Annotated in this window: 18 protein-coding genes; 11 read left to right on the top strand and 7 right to left on the bottom strand. The window is 64.7% G+C overall.

Translation table 11 applies throughout. From position 1 onward, the window contains the following. Positions 1 to 149 precede the first annotated feature (149 nt). The gene (locus KDB67_RS07595; protein ID WP_291014354.1) at positions 150 to 1,187 is read left to right on the top strand and encodes a 2-oxoglutarate and iron-dependent oxygenase domain-containing protein; all 1,038 of its coding nucleotides are present in this window, start codon (positions 150 to 152) and stop codon (positions 1,185 to 1,187) included. A gap of 6 nt (positions 1,188 to 1,193) precedes the next feature. Here KDB67_RS07595 and zwf read toward each other — a convergent pair whose 3' ends face one another. Together zwf and KDB67_RS07605 are read right to left on the bottom strand one after the other, a co-directional pair. Continuing rightward, positions 1,194 to 2,708, bottom strand: coding sequence for a glucose-6-phosphate dehydrogenase (zwf, locus tag KDB67_RS07600; protein ID WP_291014356.1), 1,515 nt, complete (start codon positions 2,706 to 2,708; stop codon positions 1,194 to 1,196). 76 nt (positions 2,709 to 2,784) lie between these two features. After that, positions 2,785 to 3,585 (bottom strand): dienelactone hydrolase family protein, encoded by an 801-nt coding sequence (locus KDB67_RS07605; RefSeq protein ID WP_291014359.1) that lies wholly within the window; start codon positions 3,583 to 3,585, stop codon positions 2,785 to 2,787. A gap of 153 nt (positions 3,586 to 3,738) precedes the next feature. Here KDB67_RS07605 and KDB67_RS07610 point away from each other — a divergent pair, with 153 nt between their 5' ends. The 3 genes from KDB67_RS07610 (at position 3,739) to KDB67_RS07620 (ending at position 4,971) form a co-directional block, all read left to right on the top strand. Next, positions 3,739 to 4,158 (top strand): DUF6325 family protein, encoded by a 420-nt coding sequence (locus KDB67_RS07610; RefSeq protein WP_291014362.1) that lies wholly within the window; start codon positions 3,739 to 3,741, stop codon positions 4,156 to 4,158. 2 nt (positions 4,159 to 4,160) lie between these two features. After that, the gene (locus KDB67_RS07615) at positions 4,161 to 4,493 is read left to right on the top strand and encodes a hypothetical protein (protein ID WP_291014364.1); all 333 of its coding nucleotides are present in this window, start codon (positions 4,161 to 4,163) and stop codon (positions 4,491 to 4,493) included. A 124-nt stretch (positions 4,494 to 4,617) separates the two neighbouring features. After that, positions 4,618 to 4,971, top strand: a complete 354-nt coding sequence (locus KDB67_RS07620; protein WP_291014367.1) for a hypothetical protein — start codon at positions 4,618 to 4,620, stop codon at positions 4,969 to 4,971. Positions 4,972 to 4,996: 25 nt separating this feature from the next. Here the strand turns inward: KDB67_RS07620 and KDB67_RS07625 are convergent, their stop codons facing one another. Beyond that, entirely contained in the window at positions 4,997 to 5,665 is a 669-nt protein-coding gene (locus KDB67_RS07625; protein ID WP_291014449.1) for an enoyl-CoA hydratase-related protein, read from the bottom strand. A 302-nt stretch (positions 5,666 to 5,967) separates the two neighbouring features. Here KDB67_RS07625 and nhaA point away from each other — a divergent pair, with 302 nt between their 5' ends. The 4 genes from nhaA to KDB67_RS07645 all read left to right on the top strand — a co-directional run bounded on the left by nhaA (position 5,968) and on the right by KDB67_RS07645 (position 9,418). Then, the gene (nhaA, locus tag KDB67_RS07630; RefSeq protein ID WP_291014370.1) at positions 5,968 to 7,266 is read left to right on the top strand and encodes a Na+/H+ antiporter NhaA; all 1,299 of its coding nucleotides are present in this window, start codon (positions 5,968 to 5,970) and stop codon (positions 7,264 to 7,266) included. A gap of 337 nt (positions 7,267 to 7,603) precedes the next feature. Beyond that, the gene (locus tag KDB67_RS07635) at positions 7,604 to 8,716 is read left to right on the top strand and encodes a Fic family protein (RefSeq protein ID WP_291014372.1); all 1,113 of its coding nucleotides are present in this window, start codon (positions 7,604 to 7,606) and stop codon (positions 8,714 to 8,716) included. 70 nt (positions 8,717 to 8,786) lie between these two features. Continuing rightward, positions 8,787 to 9,023, top strand: coding sequence for a hypothetical protein (locus KDB67_RS07640; protein ID WP_291014375.1), 237 nt, complete (start codon positions 8,787 to 8,789; stop codon positions 9,021 to 9,023). Then, positions 9,020 to 9,418, top strand: a complete 399-nt coding sequence (locus tag KDB67_RS07645) for a type II toxin-antitoxin system VapC family toxin (protein WP_291014378.1) — start codon at positions 9,020 to 9,022, stop codon at positions 9,416 to 9,418. The genes KDB67_RS07640 and KDB67_RS07645 overlap by 4 nt, the downstream gene beginning before the upstream one ends. Positions 9,419 to 9,609: 191 nt before the next feature. On the opposite strand, the gene KDB67_RS07650 is transcribed toward KDB67_RS07645, so the two are convergent. Beyond that, positions 9,610 to 10,344 (bottom strand): hypothetical protein, encoded by a 735-nt coding sequence (locus KDB67_RS07650; RefSeq protein ID WP_291014380.1) that lies wholly within the window; start codon positions 10,342 to 10,344, stop codon positions 9,610 to 9,612. Positions 10,345 to 10,694: 350 nt separating this feature from the next. On the opposite strand from KDB67_RS07650, the gene KDB67_RS07655 reads away from it, so the two are divergent. After that, positions 10,695 to 11,003 carry a TraR/DksA C4-type zinc finger protein gene (locus KDB67_RS07655; protein WP_291014450.1) on the top strand — a complete coding sequence of 103 codons (309 nt, stop codon included), beginning with the start codon at positions 10,695 to 10,697 and terminating at the stop codon, positions 11,001 to 11,003. Positions 11,004 to 11,024: 21 nt separating this feature from the next. On the opposite strand, the gene KDB67_RS07660 is transcribed toward KDB67_RS07655, so the two are convergent. Beyond that, the gene (locus tag KDB67_RS07660; protein WP_291014383.1) at positions 11,025 to 11,888 is read right to left on the bottom strand and encodes a PfkB family carbohydrate kinase; all 864 of its coding nucleotides are present in this window, start codon (positions 11,886 to 11,888) and stop codon (positions 11,025 to 11,027) included. Positions 11,889 to 12,128: 240 nt separating this feature from the next. Between KDB67_RS07660 and KDB67_RS07665 the strand changes: the two genes are divergently transcribed. Next, positions 12,129 to 12,980 carry a hypothetical protein gene (locus KDB67_RS07665; protein ID WP_291014386.1) on the top strand — a complete coding sequence of 284 codons (852 nt, stop codon included), beginning with the start codon at positions 12,129 to 12,131 and terminating at the stop codon, positions 12,978 to 12,980. A 100-nt stretch (positions 12,981 to 13,080) separates the two neighbouring features. Here KDB67_RS07665 and KDB67_RS07670 read toward each other — a convergent pair whose 3' ends face one another. Together KDB67_RS07670 and KDB67_RS07675 are read right to left on the bottom strand one after the other, a co-directional pair. Next, on the bottom strand, positions 13,081 to 14,619 hold the full coding sequence (locus tag KDB67_RS07670; protein WP_291014389.1) for an acetyl-CoA hydrolase/transferase family protein: 1,539 nt from the start codon (positions 14,617 to 14,619) through the stop codon (positions 13,081 to 13,083). Between the two features lie 149 nt (positions 14,620 to 14,768). Further along, the gene (locus KDB67_RS07675; RefSeq protein WP_291014392.1) at positions 14,769 to 15,554 is read right to left on the bottom strand and encodes a thioesterase family protein; all 786 of its coding nucleotides are present in this window, start codon (positions 15,552 to 15,554) and stop codon (positions 14,769 to 14,771) included. Between the two features lie 91 nt (positions 15,555 to 15,645). On the opposite strand from KDB67_RS07675, the gene KDB67_RS07680 reads away from it, so the two are divergent. Next, on the top strand, positions 15,646 to 16,227 hold the full coding sequence (locus KDB67_RS07680; RefSeq protein ID WP_291014395.1) for a helix-turn-helix domain-containing protein: 582 nt from the start codon (positions 15,646 to 15,648) through the stop codon (positions 16,225 to 16,227). The last annotated feature ends 96 nt before the right edge of the window (positions 16,228 to 16,323 follow it).

The raw sequence follows: 16,323 nt of genomic DNA on the forward strand, positions 1-16,323 counted from the left end.
AGTACATGCGTACTCGCATGTTGTCATTCAAACTCGGTGCGCCGTTGGTGGTGAGGTGGGTCCTTCGGCTGCGTTCGGTGGGCGTGCCGGTGCAGTACCGTCGGAGACGGACCATTGAACGCCGGTGCAACAGGCGAGGAGAGTGAGCCATGACCACGACGCTGACCGAATTGCCGATCGTCGACATGTCGTTACTCGACGGTGACAACGCCGGCCGCGCACGTTTTCGCCGCGCACTGCTGGAAGCGACACACGAGGTCGGGTTCTTCTATCTCGTCGGCCACGGCATCGACCGTGCGACACGCGAACGGCTATTTGCCACCGTGCGAGCGTTCTTCGCGCTGCCGGAGGAGGCCAAGTTCGACGTAGAAATGCTCAAGAGCCCACACTTCCGCGGATACACCCGCTTCGGCGGCGAGTACACCCAAGGCGCGATCGACTGGCGTGAGCAGATCGACCTGGCCGCCGAATATCCCTCGCTCGGTGACGATCCCGGATACCTGCGACTCGACGGTCCCAACCAGTGGCCCGCACTGCCCGGCTTCAGGGAAGTGATCACCGACTGGCAAAAGCGCTGCGGTGAACTCGGTTTGAGCCTCATGCGGGAGTGGGCCCTGAGCCTGGGCGCCGACCGCGCCGTCTTCGATGATGCGTTCGCCGAACGGCCGTCCACACTGATGAAACTCGTGCGCTACCCGGGCCGCGAGAGCGCGACCGAGCGGCAGGGCGTCGGCGCACACAAGGACCCGGGCGTACTCACACTACTGCTCATCGAACCGGGAAAGGGTGGCCTGCAGGTCGAGCACGACGGAGGCTGGATCGACGCACCACCGGTCGAGGACGCGTTCGTCGTCAACATCGGCGAGCTGATGGAGTACGCCACCGACGGCTATCTCAAGGCCACGATGCATCGAGTTCAGTCCCCGCCGCCGGGCACCGAACGACTGTCGGTACCGTTCTTCTTCAACCCCGCACTCTCATCGGCGATGCCGCGGATCGAATTGCCCACCGATCTGGCAGCCGATGCGCCCGGCGTCACCGACGACCCCGACAACCCGATCTCGGGTACGTTCGGCGAGAACATGATCAAAGCCCGGCTCCGTGCGCACCCCGACGTCGCGGCCCGTCACCACCCCGACCTGGCCCGAGGTGGTGACGATACTCCGATTCCGGACAAGGTGTCCTGACGTTGCCTACTTTTTGGCCCGCCAACCGCGTTCGAACGGCAAACGCCACGCGTGGGGCGCGATGAGCTGGTGAATCTGATTGGGACCCCACGACCCCGGTGCGTACGGCTTGACCAACGGGGGATCCGACAGCAATGGAATGGAACGGTCCCACAGTGATTCGATGCCGTCGGCGGTGGTGAACAGCGTGTGGTCGCCGGCCATGGCATCGAGAATGAGACGTTCGTACGCTTCGAGGACCTCGTCGGCACGATTGGTCTCCTCAGTGGAGAACTGCATCGACAGCTTCTCCAGCCGCATCCCCGGTCCGGGCCGCTTACCGTAGAACGACAACGACACCCGCGACTCGTCGGCCAGGTCGAACGTCAGGTGATCGGGACCCTGGCTCCCCACACCCGAACCCGCCGGGAACATCGACTTCGGCGCCTCCTTGAAGGCGATCGAAATAATGCGCTGTCCCTCTGCCATCCGCTTACCGGTGCGCAGGTAGAACGGGACACCCGCCCAGCGCCAGTTGTCGATGTAGGCGCGTAACGCGATGAACGTCTCGGTGTCGGATTCGGGATGCACGCCGGGTTCGTCCCGGTACCCCAGGTACTGGCCCCGGACCACATCGCTCGGCAATATCGGTGTCAGCGACCGGAACACCTTGTTCTTCTCCTCCGAGATCGCCATCGGCTCCAGCGCGGTCGGCGGCTCCATCGCCACGAACGCCATCACCTGGAACAGGTGGGTGACCACCATGTCCTTGTAAGCGCCGGTGGGTTCGTAGAATGCGGCACGCGCATCGAGACCGAGGGCCTCGGGAATGTCTATCTGTATGTGCCCGATGAAGTTCCGGTTCCAGATGGGCTCGAACAGGCCGTTGGCGAACCGCAGCGCCAGAATGTTCTGTGCCGCCTCTTTGCCCAGAAAGTGGTCGATCCGGAAAATCTGCTCCTCGGCGAACGTCTCGTGCAGAAAATTGTTGAGCCTGATCGCAGACTCCAGGTCTTCGCCGAACGGCTTCTCCATGATGACGCGCGACCGCTCGATCAATTCCGCCTCACGCAGGGTGTTGATCACCGCCGGCGCCGCCTTGGGCGGCACGCTCAGATAATGCAGTCGGCGAACTCCGTCGCCGAGTTCGGCCTCACAGTCGATGACCTTGGCCGCCAATGCTTCCGGACCGGCCGACGAGGGCACATAGTGCAGCCGCGGAGCGAACTTCGCCCATTGTTCGGCCGTCAGTTTCCGGGCGCCGACAGCCTCGATCGAGCGTCGCGCGAACTCCCGGAACTCGTCCTCGGACATATCATCCAGACCGGTACCGACCACCTGCATATCCGCATTCAGATCCGACGCCACCAGATATCCGAGACCGCACAGCAACTTTCGCCGCGACAGGTCGCCCGTCGCACCGAACAACACGACCACGTGAGGGTGACCGGAATACTCGTACTGACGTGCCCGTGCACCCGGACTCGGATACGCGATGGACTGGGCGTGATCAGTGACGTGATCGTGTGCACTCGGACTCATGGGCACATGCTTGCACGAAATGATGTATTCCGTCGGGGGAGCGACACTTTACCGTCCCGGTCCGCTGAGTCCCGGCTCAATCGCCGGTCGTGGTCACACCAAGCTTCTGCTGAAAGAAGGCGAGTACCTGGTCGAGGGCGTCGCGGGTGGGCTGCCCGGGTTCGTCGATCAGATGCTCGGTGAGCACCGAATGCGGTGGGCCCGGCACATTCGGATTTGCCGTGGAGCCCGGCAGTTCGACACCGATGAATGCGGTGCCGAGTCGATTGCGAAGAAGGGCGAACCTGCCGGAAGGCGACATCTGGTCGCAGTGGAAACGTGTTCCGAGCACCTGCAGACCGTTCTCACACCGCGCCTGGACAATGTCGAGGTCCGCGGGCGAGATATCGATGGTGCGGCGGCGGCCCGGTGTGATCGCTACAGGCAGCGACGGCTGAGACAGCACCGGTGCGAGCATTCGATCGTCGACGGCCATGGCCAGCGCGAACCCCCCGGTCACGCACATTCCGACCGCACCCACACCCGGCCCACCACACTCCTCGTGGGCTCTGGTGGCGAGTTCGCGTAACCACAGCACCACCGGAGAAGACTTACCCGTCGCGAAGACGGTGAATTCTCTTGATACACAAACTGTCCCGAGTGCTTTCACCATCGCCGACGGCTTCTTGCCGGCACCGTCGACCCCGAACAGCGAGGGCACATAGACCGTGCACCCGGCCTCGACCACGCGCCGGGCAAACTCGATCACCTTGGGCGTGATGCCCGGAATCTCCGCGATCACGACGACCGCCGGACCCGACCCCAGCCGGTAGTAGCGATGGACCATGCCATCGTAGGAGAGCGTGTCGGTGTCGAAGTCCGCAAGCAGGTCGGTCATGCGCCAATTGTGCCCCACCCGGATGCCTGCGGGCCCGCGATCGACGCGGAACCCTCAACATCCTGCAGCCGGTCGTGTCGGTCGTTGGCGTCGGCACGAACCGACTGTGAACAATTCCGGCCCACAGCCGTTCCGCATAGGTACTATTCGCGGATGATCTTCGACGCCGAACTCGGCCCTGTCACGCATCTCGTCGTTTCCTTTCCAGGTAACACCGTCCCGACCAAGGGTTTGGAAGCGCTGCGGGCGCTCGATGAGTCGGGGCGAATCGACATTCTCGACTTGGAATTCGTGATCAAGGACGAGGACGGCACCGTTCGCTGGGTCGAGGCGTCCGACGTCGGCGCGGAGGCTTTCGCCGCGTCGGCCTCCGAGCTGATCGACGGTGAGGATGTCGCCGAGGTCGGCGAGGCGATGGAAGCCGGGAGTGTCGCGATCATCCTGATCTGGGAGGACCGTACCCTGATGGGCGTACTTGAGACCTGGTCGGGCGAGTCCGGATCGGTGTTGTCCGCGGGACCTGTCGCGGTCGCCGACCTGGTCCGAGTACTCGAAGACACTGAGGAGAACTGATCATGAGCCTTCTGTCCACCGCAGCGAAGGCTGCCGTCGCCAGCTCCGTCCACGGCCGCGTCCAGCGGCGGCAGCAGAACCGCTGGGCCGCAAGGGAAGCAGCAGCAGCTGCTCCGGTCGCCCACGTACCGGTTGCCCCAGCCCCCGTTGCCCACGCCCCGGTTGCCCAGGCCCCGGTTGCCCAGGCCCCGGTTGCAGCTGCTCCGGTTGCGCCGGCCGCACCGCCGGCTGCCGGAGGACCCCACGAATTGATGACGGCACTGACCGCTTTACGCGCCGCCGGCGTGGTGACCGACACCGAGTTCGCGGACATCTCCTCACGCATCTTCGGCTGATCGAGAATCACTCCGCACGTGGCACCAATGCTTCAGCAGCGTGCATATTTGGCCAGGCATTCCTTGCTGGCGGGGCCGCACGCGCCGGGAGTACGCTGACGCAACCACTCTGATGGGAGCGCCGATGCGTAGACGATTTCGTTCGGTTGGCACCACCGCTGCGGTAGCGGCGGCCGGGACCATGATGCTCCTCGGTGGCGTCGGCCAGGCATCCGCCGACGTCGCGCCCGGCACCTACACGTCAACGACATTGTCGTCTACCGGTCAGGTGCTGCTGCAACGCGACGGACGTGTCGTGGGCGACGATCTCGTCCTCATCGGACGCTATCGAATCCACCCGACGCCGGCAGGCGGCTACGTCGACTTCTTTCCGGGCCACCGGGTCTTCATGAGAAGCGACGGGCACGGCGGCTACCGGGGACCGGCGTTCCTGGGCGGCCTCGTGGTCGGCACCTTCACGCTGACACCCCATCGCTGACGGTCCAGGACGCCAGGATCTCGACTCAGCCGTCGGCGCTGGGAGCACGCAGCGCGGCGACGGTGTCGGCGAACAGCCGGGACTTGATGGTGCCCAACGTGTTCCGATCCTTACCGGCCAGGTGCTCGACGAAACCGATGGCGACATCGAGCAACTCGTCAATGGGGGTGGTGGCGTCGATGAGCCCGGCCGCGACGGCATCGCCGGCGCCGAATCGCCGCGCTGTGGTCATCGCATCGACCGCAGCGCGAGGCGTCAGTTTGCAGGCCACCAGCGCCGACATTCCGGGTGTGAACGGAATGTTGATGTCGGCTTCGGGGAAGCAGATGAATCCGCGGTCCTCGCGCATCACCCGCCAGTCGTGGGCCATCGCGAACATCGCGCCTGCGCCGAAAGCATGACCGTTGATGGCGGCCACCGTCGGCACGGCCAGCGTCAGCATCCGTGCGAACAACAATTCGACGCGAGCGGCGTAAGGCTCGAGTTTGTCGGGGAATTGGCTGACCCAGTCGAGGTCCAGTCCGTTCGAGTAGAACTTGCCCGTCGCCGTCGTGACGAGCACTGCGGGCTCCGATGACGCTTCGAGCTCATCGAGTGCCGCGTCCATGCTGTCGAGCCATGCTAGGGAGAAGCGGTTCTCGTCGCCGCCGAGGTCCAGCGTCCAGATCGGACCGTTGGTGGAGATCGTGACCATTGCTTGTTCCTTCTTGATACCGATCGCCGCGCCCGGGCCGGATACGCGCGCCGCTATGGGCTGGTTCGTCGGTGACCGTAGCAGACCGCCCCCTGGAGTGACCTCGACATCGGCCTTCCATTCCTCAATGTCAAAGGATTCCTGCGCTGGGGGAGTAGACATGGAAGATGTCCTCGACCTGACGATGGACCGACCGCACGACTGTCACTCGCGGCCCACGCGGCACGTGTCTGTAAAGTTTCACATCGGTGTGCCGGGAAGTCTGGTCGGCGTGTGGTTTCGTCGACTTGAAGGGACTTTCCATGTCTGGCCGAAATGGTCGTTCGTCGTCGCATCGTGTGTTCGGTCGCCGACCGGTCGGGGAGACTCTGCGTATCGACGACATTCTGCGTGCTGAGTCCGTCGGTGGGTTCCTGCTGGTCGGAGCTGCGATTGCAGCGGTGATCGGGGCAAATGGTCCGCTGGCCGATGAGTACTCCGGGTTGCGCGATGCTCGCGTCGGCTATGCGCCATGGCATTTGGAACTCAGTGTCGGGCAGTGGGCTGCCGACGGGTTGCTGGCCGTCTTCTTCTTCCTCGTCGGCCTTGAACTCAAACGCGAGATCGTGATCGGGCGGTTGCGATCGGTACGCACGGCGATGGTCCCGGTCGTCGCGGCCGTTGGCGGCGTCGTGGTGCCCGCGATGATCTATGCCGCGGTCAACCGGGGTTCGGCCGGCAGCAGCGGGTGGGCGATCCCCACCGCCACCGATATCGCGTTCGCGGTTGCGGTGCTGGCGGTGGTCGGTTCGAGGCTGCCGGTGGCGTTGCGATTGTTCCTGCTGACCCTCGCCGTGGTCGATGACCTGATCGCGATCGCGATCATCGCCATCTTCTACGCCGATCACGTCAACGGCGTGGCATTGCTGGGGGCGGCGGTTCCGCTGGCGTTGTTCTGCTTCCTCGCTCACCGGTGCGCCGGCTGGTTTGCCCGCACATGGTGGGCCGCGTGGGCAACGCTCCTGCCGCTGGGTGTCGTGGTTTGGGCGTTGGTGCACGCTTCGGGAATCCACGCCACGATCGCCGGAGTTCTCCTGGGATTCGCGGTCCCGGTGCGCAGTGGGGGAGACAACGGCGGGGGACAGAAGGGGCTGGCGGAGCGATTCGAGCATCGTTTCCGTCCGTTGTCGGCGGGATTGGCGGTGCCGGTGTTCGCGTTCTTCGCGGCCGGCGTCACAGTCGGCGGAGAGGGGAGCCTGACGACGGCATTGACCGATCCGGTCGCTGTGGGCGTGGTGCTGGGCCTGTTGCTGGGCAAGCCGGTGGGAATCCTCGGCGCAACCTGGCTCGTCGTCCGGTTCACCGACAGCGAACTCGACGATGACGTTCAATGGCGCGATCTCGCGGCAGTGTCACTGCTCGCGGGAATCGGTTTCACCGTGTCGTTGCTGGTCGTCGAACTCAGCTTTCCCGCAGATCCTGACTTACTTGCGCATGCCAAGATCGCGGTGCTGGTCGCCTCGACCACGGCGCCACTCGTCGCCGGCGGCGTGCTCGCGCTGCAGTCGAAGCACCACGACGCACATCGACCGGGAGGTAGGTCCGCACCATCCGCGGAGTGAACAGACCGCTCATCTGTGTTTCGAAGCGAGAGCCCGAGTAGCGTGGCGCCGTGGACACCGAGACTTCCGCCCGGGTGGCCTCCCGTGATGTGCTCGCCGATCGCTCCCTGCGCCTCGCCTGCCTGACGTATGGGGACGACACCGGGGACTCTTCGGCTGGCCCTGACACTGCTACGCGAACACTATTCCGACTTTGATAAGTAAACTCGGAATATCGACGTAGCTATTCCGGGTTTGGAGGGTCATGGCTGAAGAGGAGACGGTGAACTGGCCGAAACATGGTCGACGCATCGTTCCCTGGCGTCAACAGGCCCGAGCGGGCAGCCGTGCAGATCGGATGACCTCAGAGATCGAGGTCAGGCTGCCGCCGATGATCGCCGACTCCGATTGCCGACTACCGGCTGGCCTGGCCGCGGACATGGAAGCATCACTGGGGGAGATCGCCGCATTGGATGCGCAGGACTCCGGCAATCTCGGCGCTCTGGGAACGCTATTACTACGTACAGAATGCGTCGCCTCGTCACGAATCGAGGAGATCGACGCCGGGATCGAAGACTATGCTCGCGCCCTGTACGGGGTTGCCGCGAATCCGTCAGCAACGTCCATGGTCAGAGCAACCGCGGCGACTGACGAGCTGTTGACAGCGGTGACCGGTAGCGGACGAATCGATCTGGCAGACTTGCTGGCGGCTCATCGCGAGTTGATGCGCGACGACGCGGACGAACGCCGATATGCCGGGGTTCTGCGGGACGTCCAGAACTGGATCGGGGGGAGTCACTACTCACCACGCGACGCCCTCTATATCCCACCGCCACCCGCCGATGTCCAGGTGTATATGCGCGACGTCATTGCGTACGCCAATCGCAACGACGTGCCCGTCCTGGCCCAGTGCGCGATTTCCCACGCCCAGTTCGAGTCGATTCACCCCTTCACCGACGGCAACGGGCGCATCGGGCGAGCGTTGATCAATAGCATCCTGCGGCGCCGCAAGGTCACGACGTCGGTCGTCGTGCCACTGGCGTCGGCGCTGGTGGCGCACCGTGATCGCTACTTCGACGATCTCGCTGCCTACCGGGAAGGGGATCCGGTGCCGCTGATGCGGTCCTTCTCGACAGGTTCACATATCGCTGCGGTTGAGTCCCGCAAGACGGCGCGCATCTTGGCCGGCATCCCCGGCAGATGGCGTGAGATGAGTGGTCCGCTTCGAAGCCACAGCGCTGCGGCCAAGATCGTCGGATCGCTGATCAACGTGCCCGTGGTGACGGCCGAGGACGTCATCGATCGCCTCGAACTCAAACCCAGCAGTGTGTACGCCGCAATCGAACGCCTCCAATCGGCCGGCATCATTCACCCGCTGACGACACGCAAACGCGACCAGATCTGGGGCGCGGGCCTGGTCCTCGACGAACTGGAATCCCTTGGCGCACGTATCAAGAAGGCAGCCACGTAGCCGCACAACGGGCGCCGTCCCAACCACGGCCATAGCTGTATAGTGCCGACAATGCAGCTAATATGACTGCATGAGTGTGGTGATCACAGTTCGTGACGTTCCGGACGCGGTGCGCGATGAGCTCGCAGGGCGGGCCGCACGGGCGGGCAAATCGTTGCAGGAGTACTTGCGCGGCATGCTGGTGGAGTCTGCGACACGTCCGCAGGTTGATGATGTGATCGCCCGGGCACGGACGCGAGTCGCCGCAACCGGAGTTCGTGTCGACGCCGCTGCGATCCTCGACGCACGAGATGCCGACCGACGGTGACGGTAGACGTTGTCTGTGACGCCTCGGCCCTCGTGGCCCTATTGCTCGACGACGGTCCGGACGGTCGCTGGGCGGTTGGGCAACTGTCCGGTACTCGCTTGCTCGCACCGCAACTGGTGATGTTCGAAGTAAGCAATATCGTTCGCAGACAAGAGATGGCCGGAGTCGTCAGTGCCGATCAGGCGGTGCAGGCCCACGGTGATCTGCTCGACTTGTCGATCGAGCAGTGGCCGTACGAGCTTCTCGGTTCGCGGGTGTGGGAACTCCGCAGCAACTTGTCCGGATACGACGCCAGCTACGTCGCGGTCGCCGAATTAGCAAATGCGCCGCTCATCACGCTTGACCGTCGCATAGGCAGGGCCCCAGGTCTGCGGTGTGAGGTGAAGGTTCCCTGACGACGTCATCCGACTAACAGTGTTGCGGCGTAGAGCGCTGCGGAGCGCTTACTTAACATAATGTATATTATCGGCTCGTTCACCCAGGCGGAAATCCCTGCCCAGACGTATGGATAATCTGAAATATCCATGTACGAGCAACGGCACCGAGATCCTGGTGGACATCGGTGCCGTTGGTTGTTGCGAGCGGTCTACAGGCCGGACGGCACGACCTTGCCGTTGACGGTGACCTCGACCTTGCCGGTCTTGGTGTTGAAGGTGACCTTGCCGTGTTCGAAGGTTGTCACCTTCAGATCGCCTTGGGTTTGCTCGTCGCTGGTGGCCGTGCCCAGCGGTCCGGCCGAACCGTTGGTGCCGGTGGTCTCCGGTGTGCCGTCGGCCGCGCGCGGAACGTTCCAGGCGTCGCGGATCTTGCCCCAGGTGATGAATGCGGGTGTGCCGGCGTCACCGTTCTTGGCGGTGATCGCGCCGCCTTCGAACTGCTGATATACGACGCCACTGTCGCGAGTTCCGGCATTGCGGTCGCCGTCGAGCGGCTTGCCGAGGTCCTTCTTCTCGGCATCGGTCGCCGACTTGTATCTGGTGGCGATCGGGCCGGTCAGCGTGACTTCACGGCCCTGCGCCCCCGTGATCGTCACCTCGGTTGCCGAGTCCTCCCCTGCCGTCTTCGACGCGGACGCGTCTTCGGTGGCGCTCGCGTTGGCGGACGCATCGTCGCTGGCTGCCGATTCACTCGTGGCTGATTCACCCGACGGTGCCGATGATGTGACATCGGTTGCTGTCGTTGATGTTTCGGACACAACGACAGACGTCGACGCGCTGGGCGATGCGCTGTCGCCGTCGTCATCGCCGCAGGCGGCCGCGACGAGCGCGACGGCGGCGAGGCCGGCGGCGACAGCCATACGGCGGTGTGCGAGCTTGGTCATAGGGTTCCTCTCGGTTCCGGTTCGTCCGAGCGGCTACCGAACCACCCGACCGGTCTGACTCTAGCGGCACGAACCCTCCGGTAGGTTCCCGTTCGCCGGAGCGGCACGCGGCCTGTCACCGGGTGCGTCCAGGTGCATGCCCCACGGGTCGGAGAGGCGTGTGCAACCGAGGCCACCGGTAGTGTGTGGTATGCGCCACATCGTGTGAGGAGCATCGGAATGGGACGGACGACGTCGTGTGACCAGGTGGCTCTGTCGACTTCAGGTTCAGCGGCGGTCTCCGAGTAGTGACGGGACCGGATCCGGGCGACCATCGTCAGGCGCTGCTCGCCGAACAAGCGCGGACGCTCATGCTGATCGAGTCGTTGACGGCGAGGCTGTCCGAGGTGATTGAGGCGGCGTCGGATGAGGCTTCGGATGACGAACACGATCCGGAGGGCACGACGCTGGCCGTCGAACGCGGTCAGTTGGTCGCTCAGCTCGCCCGGTCCCGGATTCGCGTCGAGGAGATCGATGCAGCGTTGGAGCGTGTTGGTCGAGGTTCCTACGGGGTGTGCGAAACGTGCGGGTCCCCCATCGACCCCGAACGGTTGGAGGTGCTGCCCGCTGCTCGCCAATGCGTCTCATGCGCGATACGCGGCCGATCGACTCGGTGGTGATGTGTGTGGGTACGGCTGTTCCTAGCCGAAGTGACGGTCGGCGATGAACGCCGTCGCCGAATCGGCCGCGTGTGCGGCGGCGTCGTGCAGATCGGCTCCCGACGCGATCCGTGCCGCCAGGACACCCGCGAAATAGTCACCGGCGCCGGTGGTTTCGACGCCTTCGGGCACCGGTGTCACCGCGATCGACGACGTCCGGTCACCGGTGGCGACGATGACGCCGCGGGCGCCCATCGTGATCACCGCCGAAGTGCTCAGCCGCAACAGTGCCGTTGCGAAGTCGGAGTCGGTGTCGGCGTACGCCTGGGCCTCGTGCTCATTGACCACCAGCGGATCGGCGAGCGACAGAACCCGTGCAGGCAGCGGGGCGACGGGACTCGGGTTCAGAACGAACCGTCTGCCCCGGGCTGCGGACCAGTCGGCCACCGATTCGGCGACGGCCCTGGAGCTTTCGAGCTGGGTCAGCACCACGGCAGGGTCGAGAGCTTCCAGCGCGGTGACCACCGATGTGCATGACAGCAACGCGTTCGCGCCCGGTACAAACACGATTCGGTTGTCACCGGAGGCATCCACCTCAACGAGCGTGCGTCCGCTCGTATCGCCGTCGATACCGACATACGTGACGTCGACGCCGAACGACTTGGCGTTAGCCAGCATCGACGCGCCGGCGATGTCGCGGCCGACCGTGCCGATGAGTGCCACCGATGTCCCGTCACCGACCGATGCCGCCGCGATCGCCTGGTTGGCGCCCTTGCCGCCGCACCGTTCCCGCACCACCGACCCAAGGACCATCTCCTCCGCCCCCGGCTGGCCATCGACCGTCACGACCACATCCAACACATCCATGTTGAGGGTGCCGACAACGGCAACTCGCGTGGGCCTCACCTCGCGGACGCTACCACCGGAAACCCACTGCTGAACTCCGACCACCAAACCTTGCTTGATAGCTGAGGTCGGCCGTCACAAAGAGCGAGCTGGATCGCCGTGGCGTCGGTGCTAGGCTCTTGGCGTGCCCCGCGCCCACTCTGATCAGTGCGAATCATGCGTCGGCCGTGCCGTCGAACGCTTTGCGGTCGCTGCTGCGTCAGCCCTCGGCTGTGCAGTGCGCCCGCGAACCGGGGCGATATGAGCGATGCGCGTCGACGTCCCGGCCGCCTCGACGACACGGACAAGCGCCGCCCTTCGGGCTTGCAGCGCGCACTCCGATGGATCGCGTGGTTGGTCTTCCTCGGCATCGCGATATGGAAGTCGGACACCGTATCCTTCGGCGGACTGGAGTTACTCGCCCTCGCGGTGGCTGTTGCGATCACCGTCTGGTGTCTGGCCAAGCCGATGGGTCCCCAAAAGATCGACCTGACCGTGCCTGCCGACGTGCGTGGCGAGTTCGCTTCGCGCACCAATTGGGCGTGGTTGCTGGTGGGCACGCTCCTCACCGTCGGCGGCTTGGGTGCTACCGGCGCCATCGTCTATGACCTGTCGTCGGGCCGCGCCGATGTCGGTGACGTTCTCACCGACATCGGGGTCTTCATCGAAGGCTGGGCGGTCGAGATCTTCACCAAGGGGTTCTACGACGCGGAACTGGAACGGACCCGCGGCTACGCCCTCGCCGTCCTGCTCATCCCCGGTCTACTGCTGCTCTGGTACAACCTCATCCCACTGCTGAACCGGGGGCATCGATTTTTTGTCGACGACGCCGGCGAGGTGCGCATCAAGGCTGGCGACGGCTGGCAGGCGCTCCAGCCACAGAAGTTCGCCGCGGTCGTCGCCGATGGCACCACCATCACATTCGACGGCGCGCACGACGAACCGAAAGTCGTTCTCCCACAACAACGCGTCTACCTGGTCGAGAACAGCGCACGGCTGTCCGGCAAGCTCAGCGCCGCCTTCTTCACCGACTATCTCCGAGCGCGTGGATTCAGCGTCGACGAACTCAGCGCGGCAGGGTTCGACGCATACCGGCTCGAGGACACGGACTGACGGCAGACAGGCGCAAACATTGCTGATGGTTCCGGAATCCGGAGCTACCAGCAATATTTGGCGGTGACGCGGTATCTATCCGGTCGGCAACGTTGATTATTTACTTCATCGAGCCGGTCGCCAGGTAGCGCTGGTGGAAGGCGAACGTCTCGCCGAGCAGGTGCGGTGTTTGGCCGCTGCCGGTGGCCGCTTGGGCTCGCAGGAAGTAGTCGTCGAGTGCCGGACGGTAGTCCGGGTGGGCGCATTTGTCGATGATGACGCGGGCGCGCTTGCGCGGCGACAGACTGCGCAGGTCGGCGAGCCCGTATTCGGTGACGATCACCTGGACGTCGTGTTCGGTGTGGTCGACGTGCGGCACCATCGGCACAATTGCGGAGATCGCCCCGCCGCGGGCGGTGGATGGGCTCAGGAACATCGACACGAATCCGTTGCGCGCGAAGTCGCCGGAGCCGCCGATGCCGTTCATGATCTTGGTGCCCATCACGTGGGTCGAGTTGACGTTGCCGTAGATGTCGGCTTCGAGCATGCCGTTCATGGCGATGATGCCGAGACGGCGGACGACCTCGGGGTGGTTGCTGATCTCCTGTGGCCGCAGGATGATCCGGTCGTGATAGAAGTCGATGTTGGCTTCGAGATCGCGGAATCCGGCGTCGGTCAACGCGAGCGCCGTTGTCGAGGCGTGAGTGACGATGCCCTCTTTGATCAGGTGCAGCATGCCGTCCTGAATGACCTCGGTGTAGCAGCTCAGGCCGCGGTATCCGCCGTGGTCGAGGCCGCTGAGGACCGCGTTCGCCACGTTGCCGATACCGGCCTGCAACGGCAGGAGGGAATCGGCCGGAAGCCGTCCTGCGCGCACCTCATGTGCGAAGAAGTCCAGGACATGATCTGCGATGGCCTGGCTGACGGCGTCCGGCGCGGCCACAGGGCTGCCCGCGTCGGGGGTTTGGGTGCGGATGACGGCGACAACCTTGTCCGGGTCGACGCGGAAGGTCGGCTGACCGATGCGGTCATCAGCTTTGGCGATCTCGATCGGCTTGCGGTCAGGTGGCAGCGCGGTGCCGTAGTAGATGTCGTGCATGCCCTCCAGGTGCGACGGGATGGCCGAGTTGACCTCAAGAATGACCTTCTCGGCAACGTCGAGCCACGTCTTGTTGTTGCCTACGGACGCGGCCGGGATCAACTCCCCAGACTCGGTGATTCCGGAGACCTCGACGATCGCGATGTCGACTTTGCCGTAGTACCCGAGCCACACCTGCTGCGCCACGTGCGACAGGTGGATGTCGACGTAGTCCATGGTGCCGGAGTTGATGCGCCCGCGGGCGGTCGGTTCGGACTGGTACGGCATGCGCAGCGCGATACCGTCGACCTCGGACAGCAACCGCTCGGTGTCGGAGGAAACTGACGCGCCGGTGAGCAGGTTGATCGTGAAGTCCGTGCCGGTCGACCGGATCTGGCCGATCCGTCCGGCGAGCGCCACGATCGAGTCCTTGGGTGTGCCGGCGCTGGCGAAACCACTGATCGCCACGGTGTCACCGGGATGGATGAACTTGACCGCATCGTCAGCGGAGACCACCCGCTGCCGGAACGTGGCACTCCGAATGCGGTCGGTGGATTCGGTCTGGGCTGTAGACGTGATCACTCTCATGAAAATACGCCGTTGGCGGGTCGCCGCAATTCGGTTACGCAGATAACTTTCCCCACGATCGTGTGACCTGGGTCGAGTGGGCGTCGATGGGGTGCGCAGCCCAGCAGGACTACCGGGTGTCGTGAGCCGGTGACGGCCCGGAGTCAGCCGAATACTGCGACGGTCTGGGTGCCGATGAGGACAGGTGCGCGGTCGGCGTCCCACATGGTCATCTGCTGGGCCGAGTAGCCACTGTGGGCGACGGCGCTGACCGAGCGCAGCAGGAACCAGCCGTTCGGGTCGACGGGCTTGTCGGCGCAGATGTTGATCGTCCACGACATGGTGCTGATGGGTGCCCAGTCGGTGAACGCGGTCGTCGCCGCCGGCGGCAGTGCGTCACCCAGCGCCACCAGTGCGACATCCGGGTCGATGCCAGTGGCATCGAGATGTCTTACCCAGCACAGTAACTCGGGCAATTCGGCGCCGCTGATCGGTGCTGCCCCACCTGCGACGCGGACCTCGAAGTTGCGGAAGAACGCCGGCGTGAGAGCGCCCGAATTCGGGAACTCGGGGCAATCGTGCGGTCCGGGTACCTCGGGTGCGGTGAGCACCGAATGTACGACGGCCGACTCGCGGACCCCGGAGAAGATCAATGACGCGGTGGACGCGACCTGTCCTGCGCTGATGCCTTCGACGGCGAAGCCGGTCGCCGACCGGCCGCGCCGCAGGCTGCGTGGGTGAATGGACAGGGTGCCAGATGCCGGTGCGGTGAAGGCGAATTGGGCGGAACGAAGCGGTGGCAACGACTCTTCGGCCGACGCCTGGGTTGCGGCCACCGCCAGCGCGGCGGTCAGTCCGCCGTAAGCGGTGCGGCCCTGGGTCCAGGCGTCGGGGATGGTGAATTCCTCACCCGGGGCGAAGCTCCCCACCGTGTCACTCAGTGTGCCCATGTCGCTACCTCCATCACGTTATAACAGTTGTTATACTTCATCGAACGCTACGCTATGACAGTCGTTATGAGCAAGATGGAAGGGGTTGGACGTGGCCACACGCACACCACGCGAGCAACTGATCAGCGGTGCCGCCGACCTGTTCGCGCGCCGCGGGCTCCGCGCCACCAGCGTGCGTGAGGTGGCCAAGTACTCCGGCGCACCGCTGGGTTCGACGTACCACTACTTTCCCGGCGGCAAGTCCGAGCTCGCGGTCGCGGCCGTCGAGCACGCCAACACGTTCATCTGCCGGGCGTTGCGCCGCGAACTGACCGCCGGGGGTCCCGTCGACGGGATGCGGGAGTTCCTGGTGATGTGGCGAAAGATCATTGTCGACAGCGATTATCGCGCGGGATGCCCGGTGCTGGCGGTCGCGGTCGAGGAACCCGACGACGACGATGCTCCCCTGCTCGCCGCGGCCGCCGCGTTCGGCGATTGGACCGCAATCCTGGCAGACTCGTTGCGAGAGCACGGCGCGGACGAGGTCATCGCGCGGCAGACGGCGACGCTTGTAGTCGCGTCGATCGAGGGAACGGTGGCGATCTGCCGGGCCGAGCGCAGCACGACGGCGCTCGATGACATCGACGCGATACTCACCCCACTGTTGCGCCGGACGATTGGTATGTCTGACTGATCACGCACTTCTGACTCGGATGCGGCGGCCGGAACCGGACAGACGAGCCCGGCCGGGGTGTCCAGTCGCAGGGTGGTGATCGGTTCGGTGACGGGC

It is taken from the genome of Gordonia sp. (in: high G+C Gram-positive bacteria) (assembly GCF_020438995.1).
Taxonomy (GTDB): Bacteria; Actinomycetota; Actinomycetes; order Mycobacteriales; family Mycobacteriaceae; genus Gordonia.

What these genes read in the sequence shown, in the direction of transcription:
- KDB67_RS07640 (WP_291014375.1), top strand. Translation starts at nt 8,787, where the DNA reads ATGAGTGTGGTGATCACAGTTCGTGACGTTCCGGACGCGGTGCGCGAT.
- KDB67_RS07665 (WP_291014386.1), top strand. Translation starts at nt 12,129, where the DNA reads ATGAGCGATGCGCGTCGACGTCCCGGCCGCCTCGACGACACGGACAAG.
- KDB67_RS07605 (WP_291014359.1), bottom strand. Translation starts at nt 3,585, where the DNA reads ATGACCGACCTGCTTGCGGACTTCGACACCGACACGCTCTCCTACGAT.
- nhaA (WP_291014370.1), top strand. Translation starts at nt 5,968, where the DNA reads ATGTCTGGCCGAAATGGTCGTTCGTCGTCGCATCGTGTGTTCGGTCGC.
- KDB67_RS07655 (WP_291014450.1), top strand. Translation starts at nt 10,695, where the DNA reads ATGCTGATCGAGTCGTTGACGGCGAGGCTGTCCGAGGTGATTGAGGCG.
- zwf (WP_291014356.1), bottom strand. Translation starts at nt 2,708, where the DNA reads ATGAGTCCGAGTGCACACGATCACGTCACTGATCACGCCCAGTCCATC.
- KDB67_RS07650 (WP_291014380.1), bottom strand. Translation starts at nt 10,344, where the DNA reads ATGACCAAGCTCGCACACCGCCGTATGGCTGTCGCCGCCGGCCTCGCC.
- KDB67_RS07675 (WP_291014392.1), bottom strand. Translation starts at nt 15,554, where the DNA reads ATGGGCACACTGAGTGACACGGTGGGGAGCTTCGCCCCGGGTGAGGAA.
- KDB67_RS07625 (WP_291014449.1), bottom strand. Translation starts at nt 5,665, where the DNA reads ATGGTCACGATCTCCACCAACGGTCCGATCTGGACGCTGGACCTCGGC.
- KDB67_RS07620 (WP_291014367.1), top strand. Translation starts at nt 4,618, where the DNA reads ATGCGTAGACGATTTCGTTCGGTTGGCACCACCGCTGCGGTAGCGGCG.
- KDB67_RS07610 (WP_291014362.1), top strand. Translation starts at nt 3,739, where the DNA reads ATGATCTTCGACGCCGAACTCGGCCCTGTCACGCATCTCGTCGTTTCC.
- KDB67_RS07635 (WP_291014372.1), top strand. Translation starts at nt 7,604, where the DNA reads ATGACCTCAGAGATCGAGGTCAGGCTGCCGCCGATGATCGCCGACTCC.
- KDB67_RS07615 (WP_291014364.1), top strand. Translation starts at nt 4,161, where the DNA reads ATGAGCCTTCTGTCCACCGCAGCGAAGGCTGCCGTCGCCAGCTCCGTC.
- KDB67_RS07595 (WP_291014354.1), top strand. Translation starts at nt 150, where the DNA reads ATGACCACGACGCTGACCGAATTGCCGATCGTCGACATGTCGTTACTC.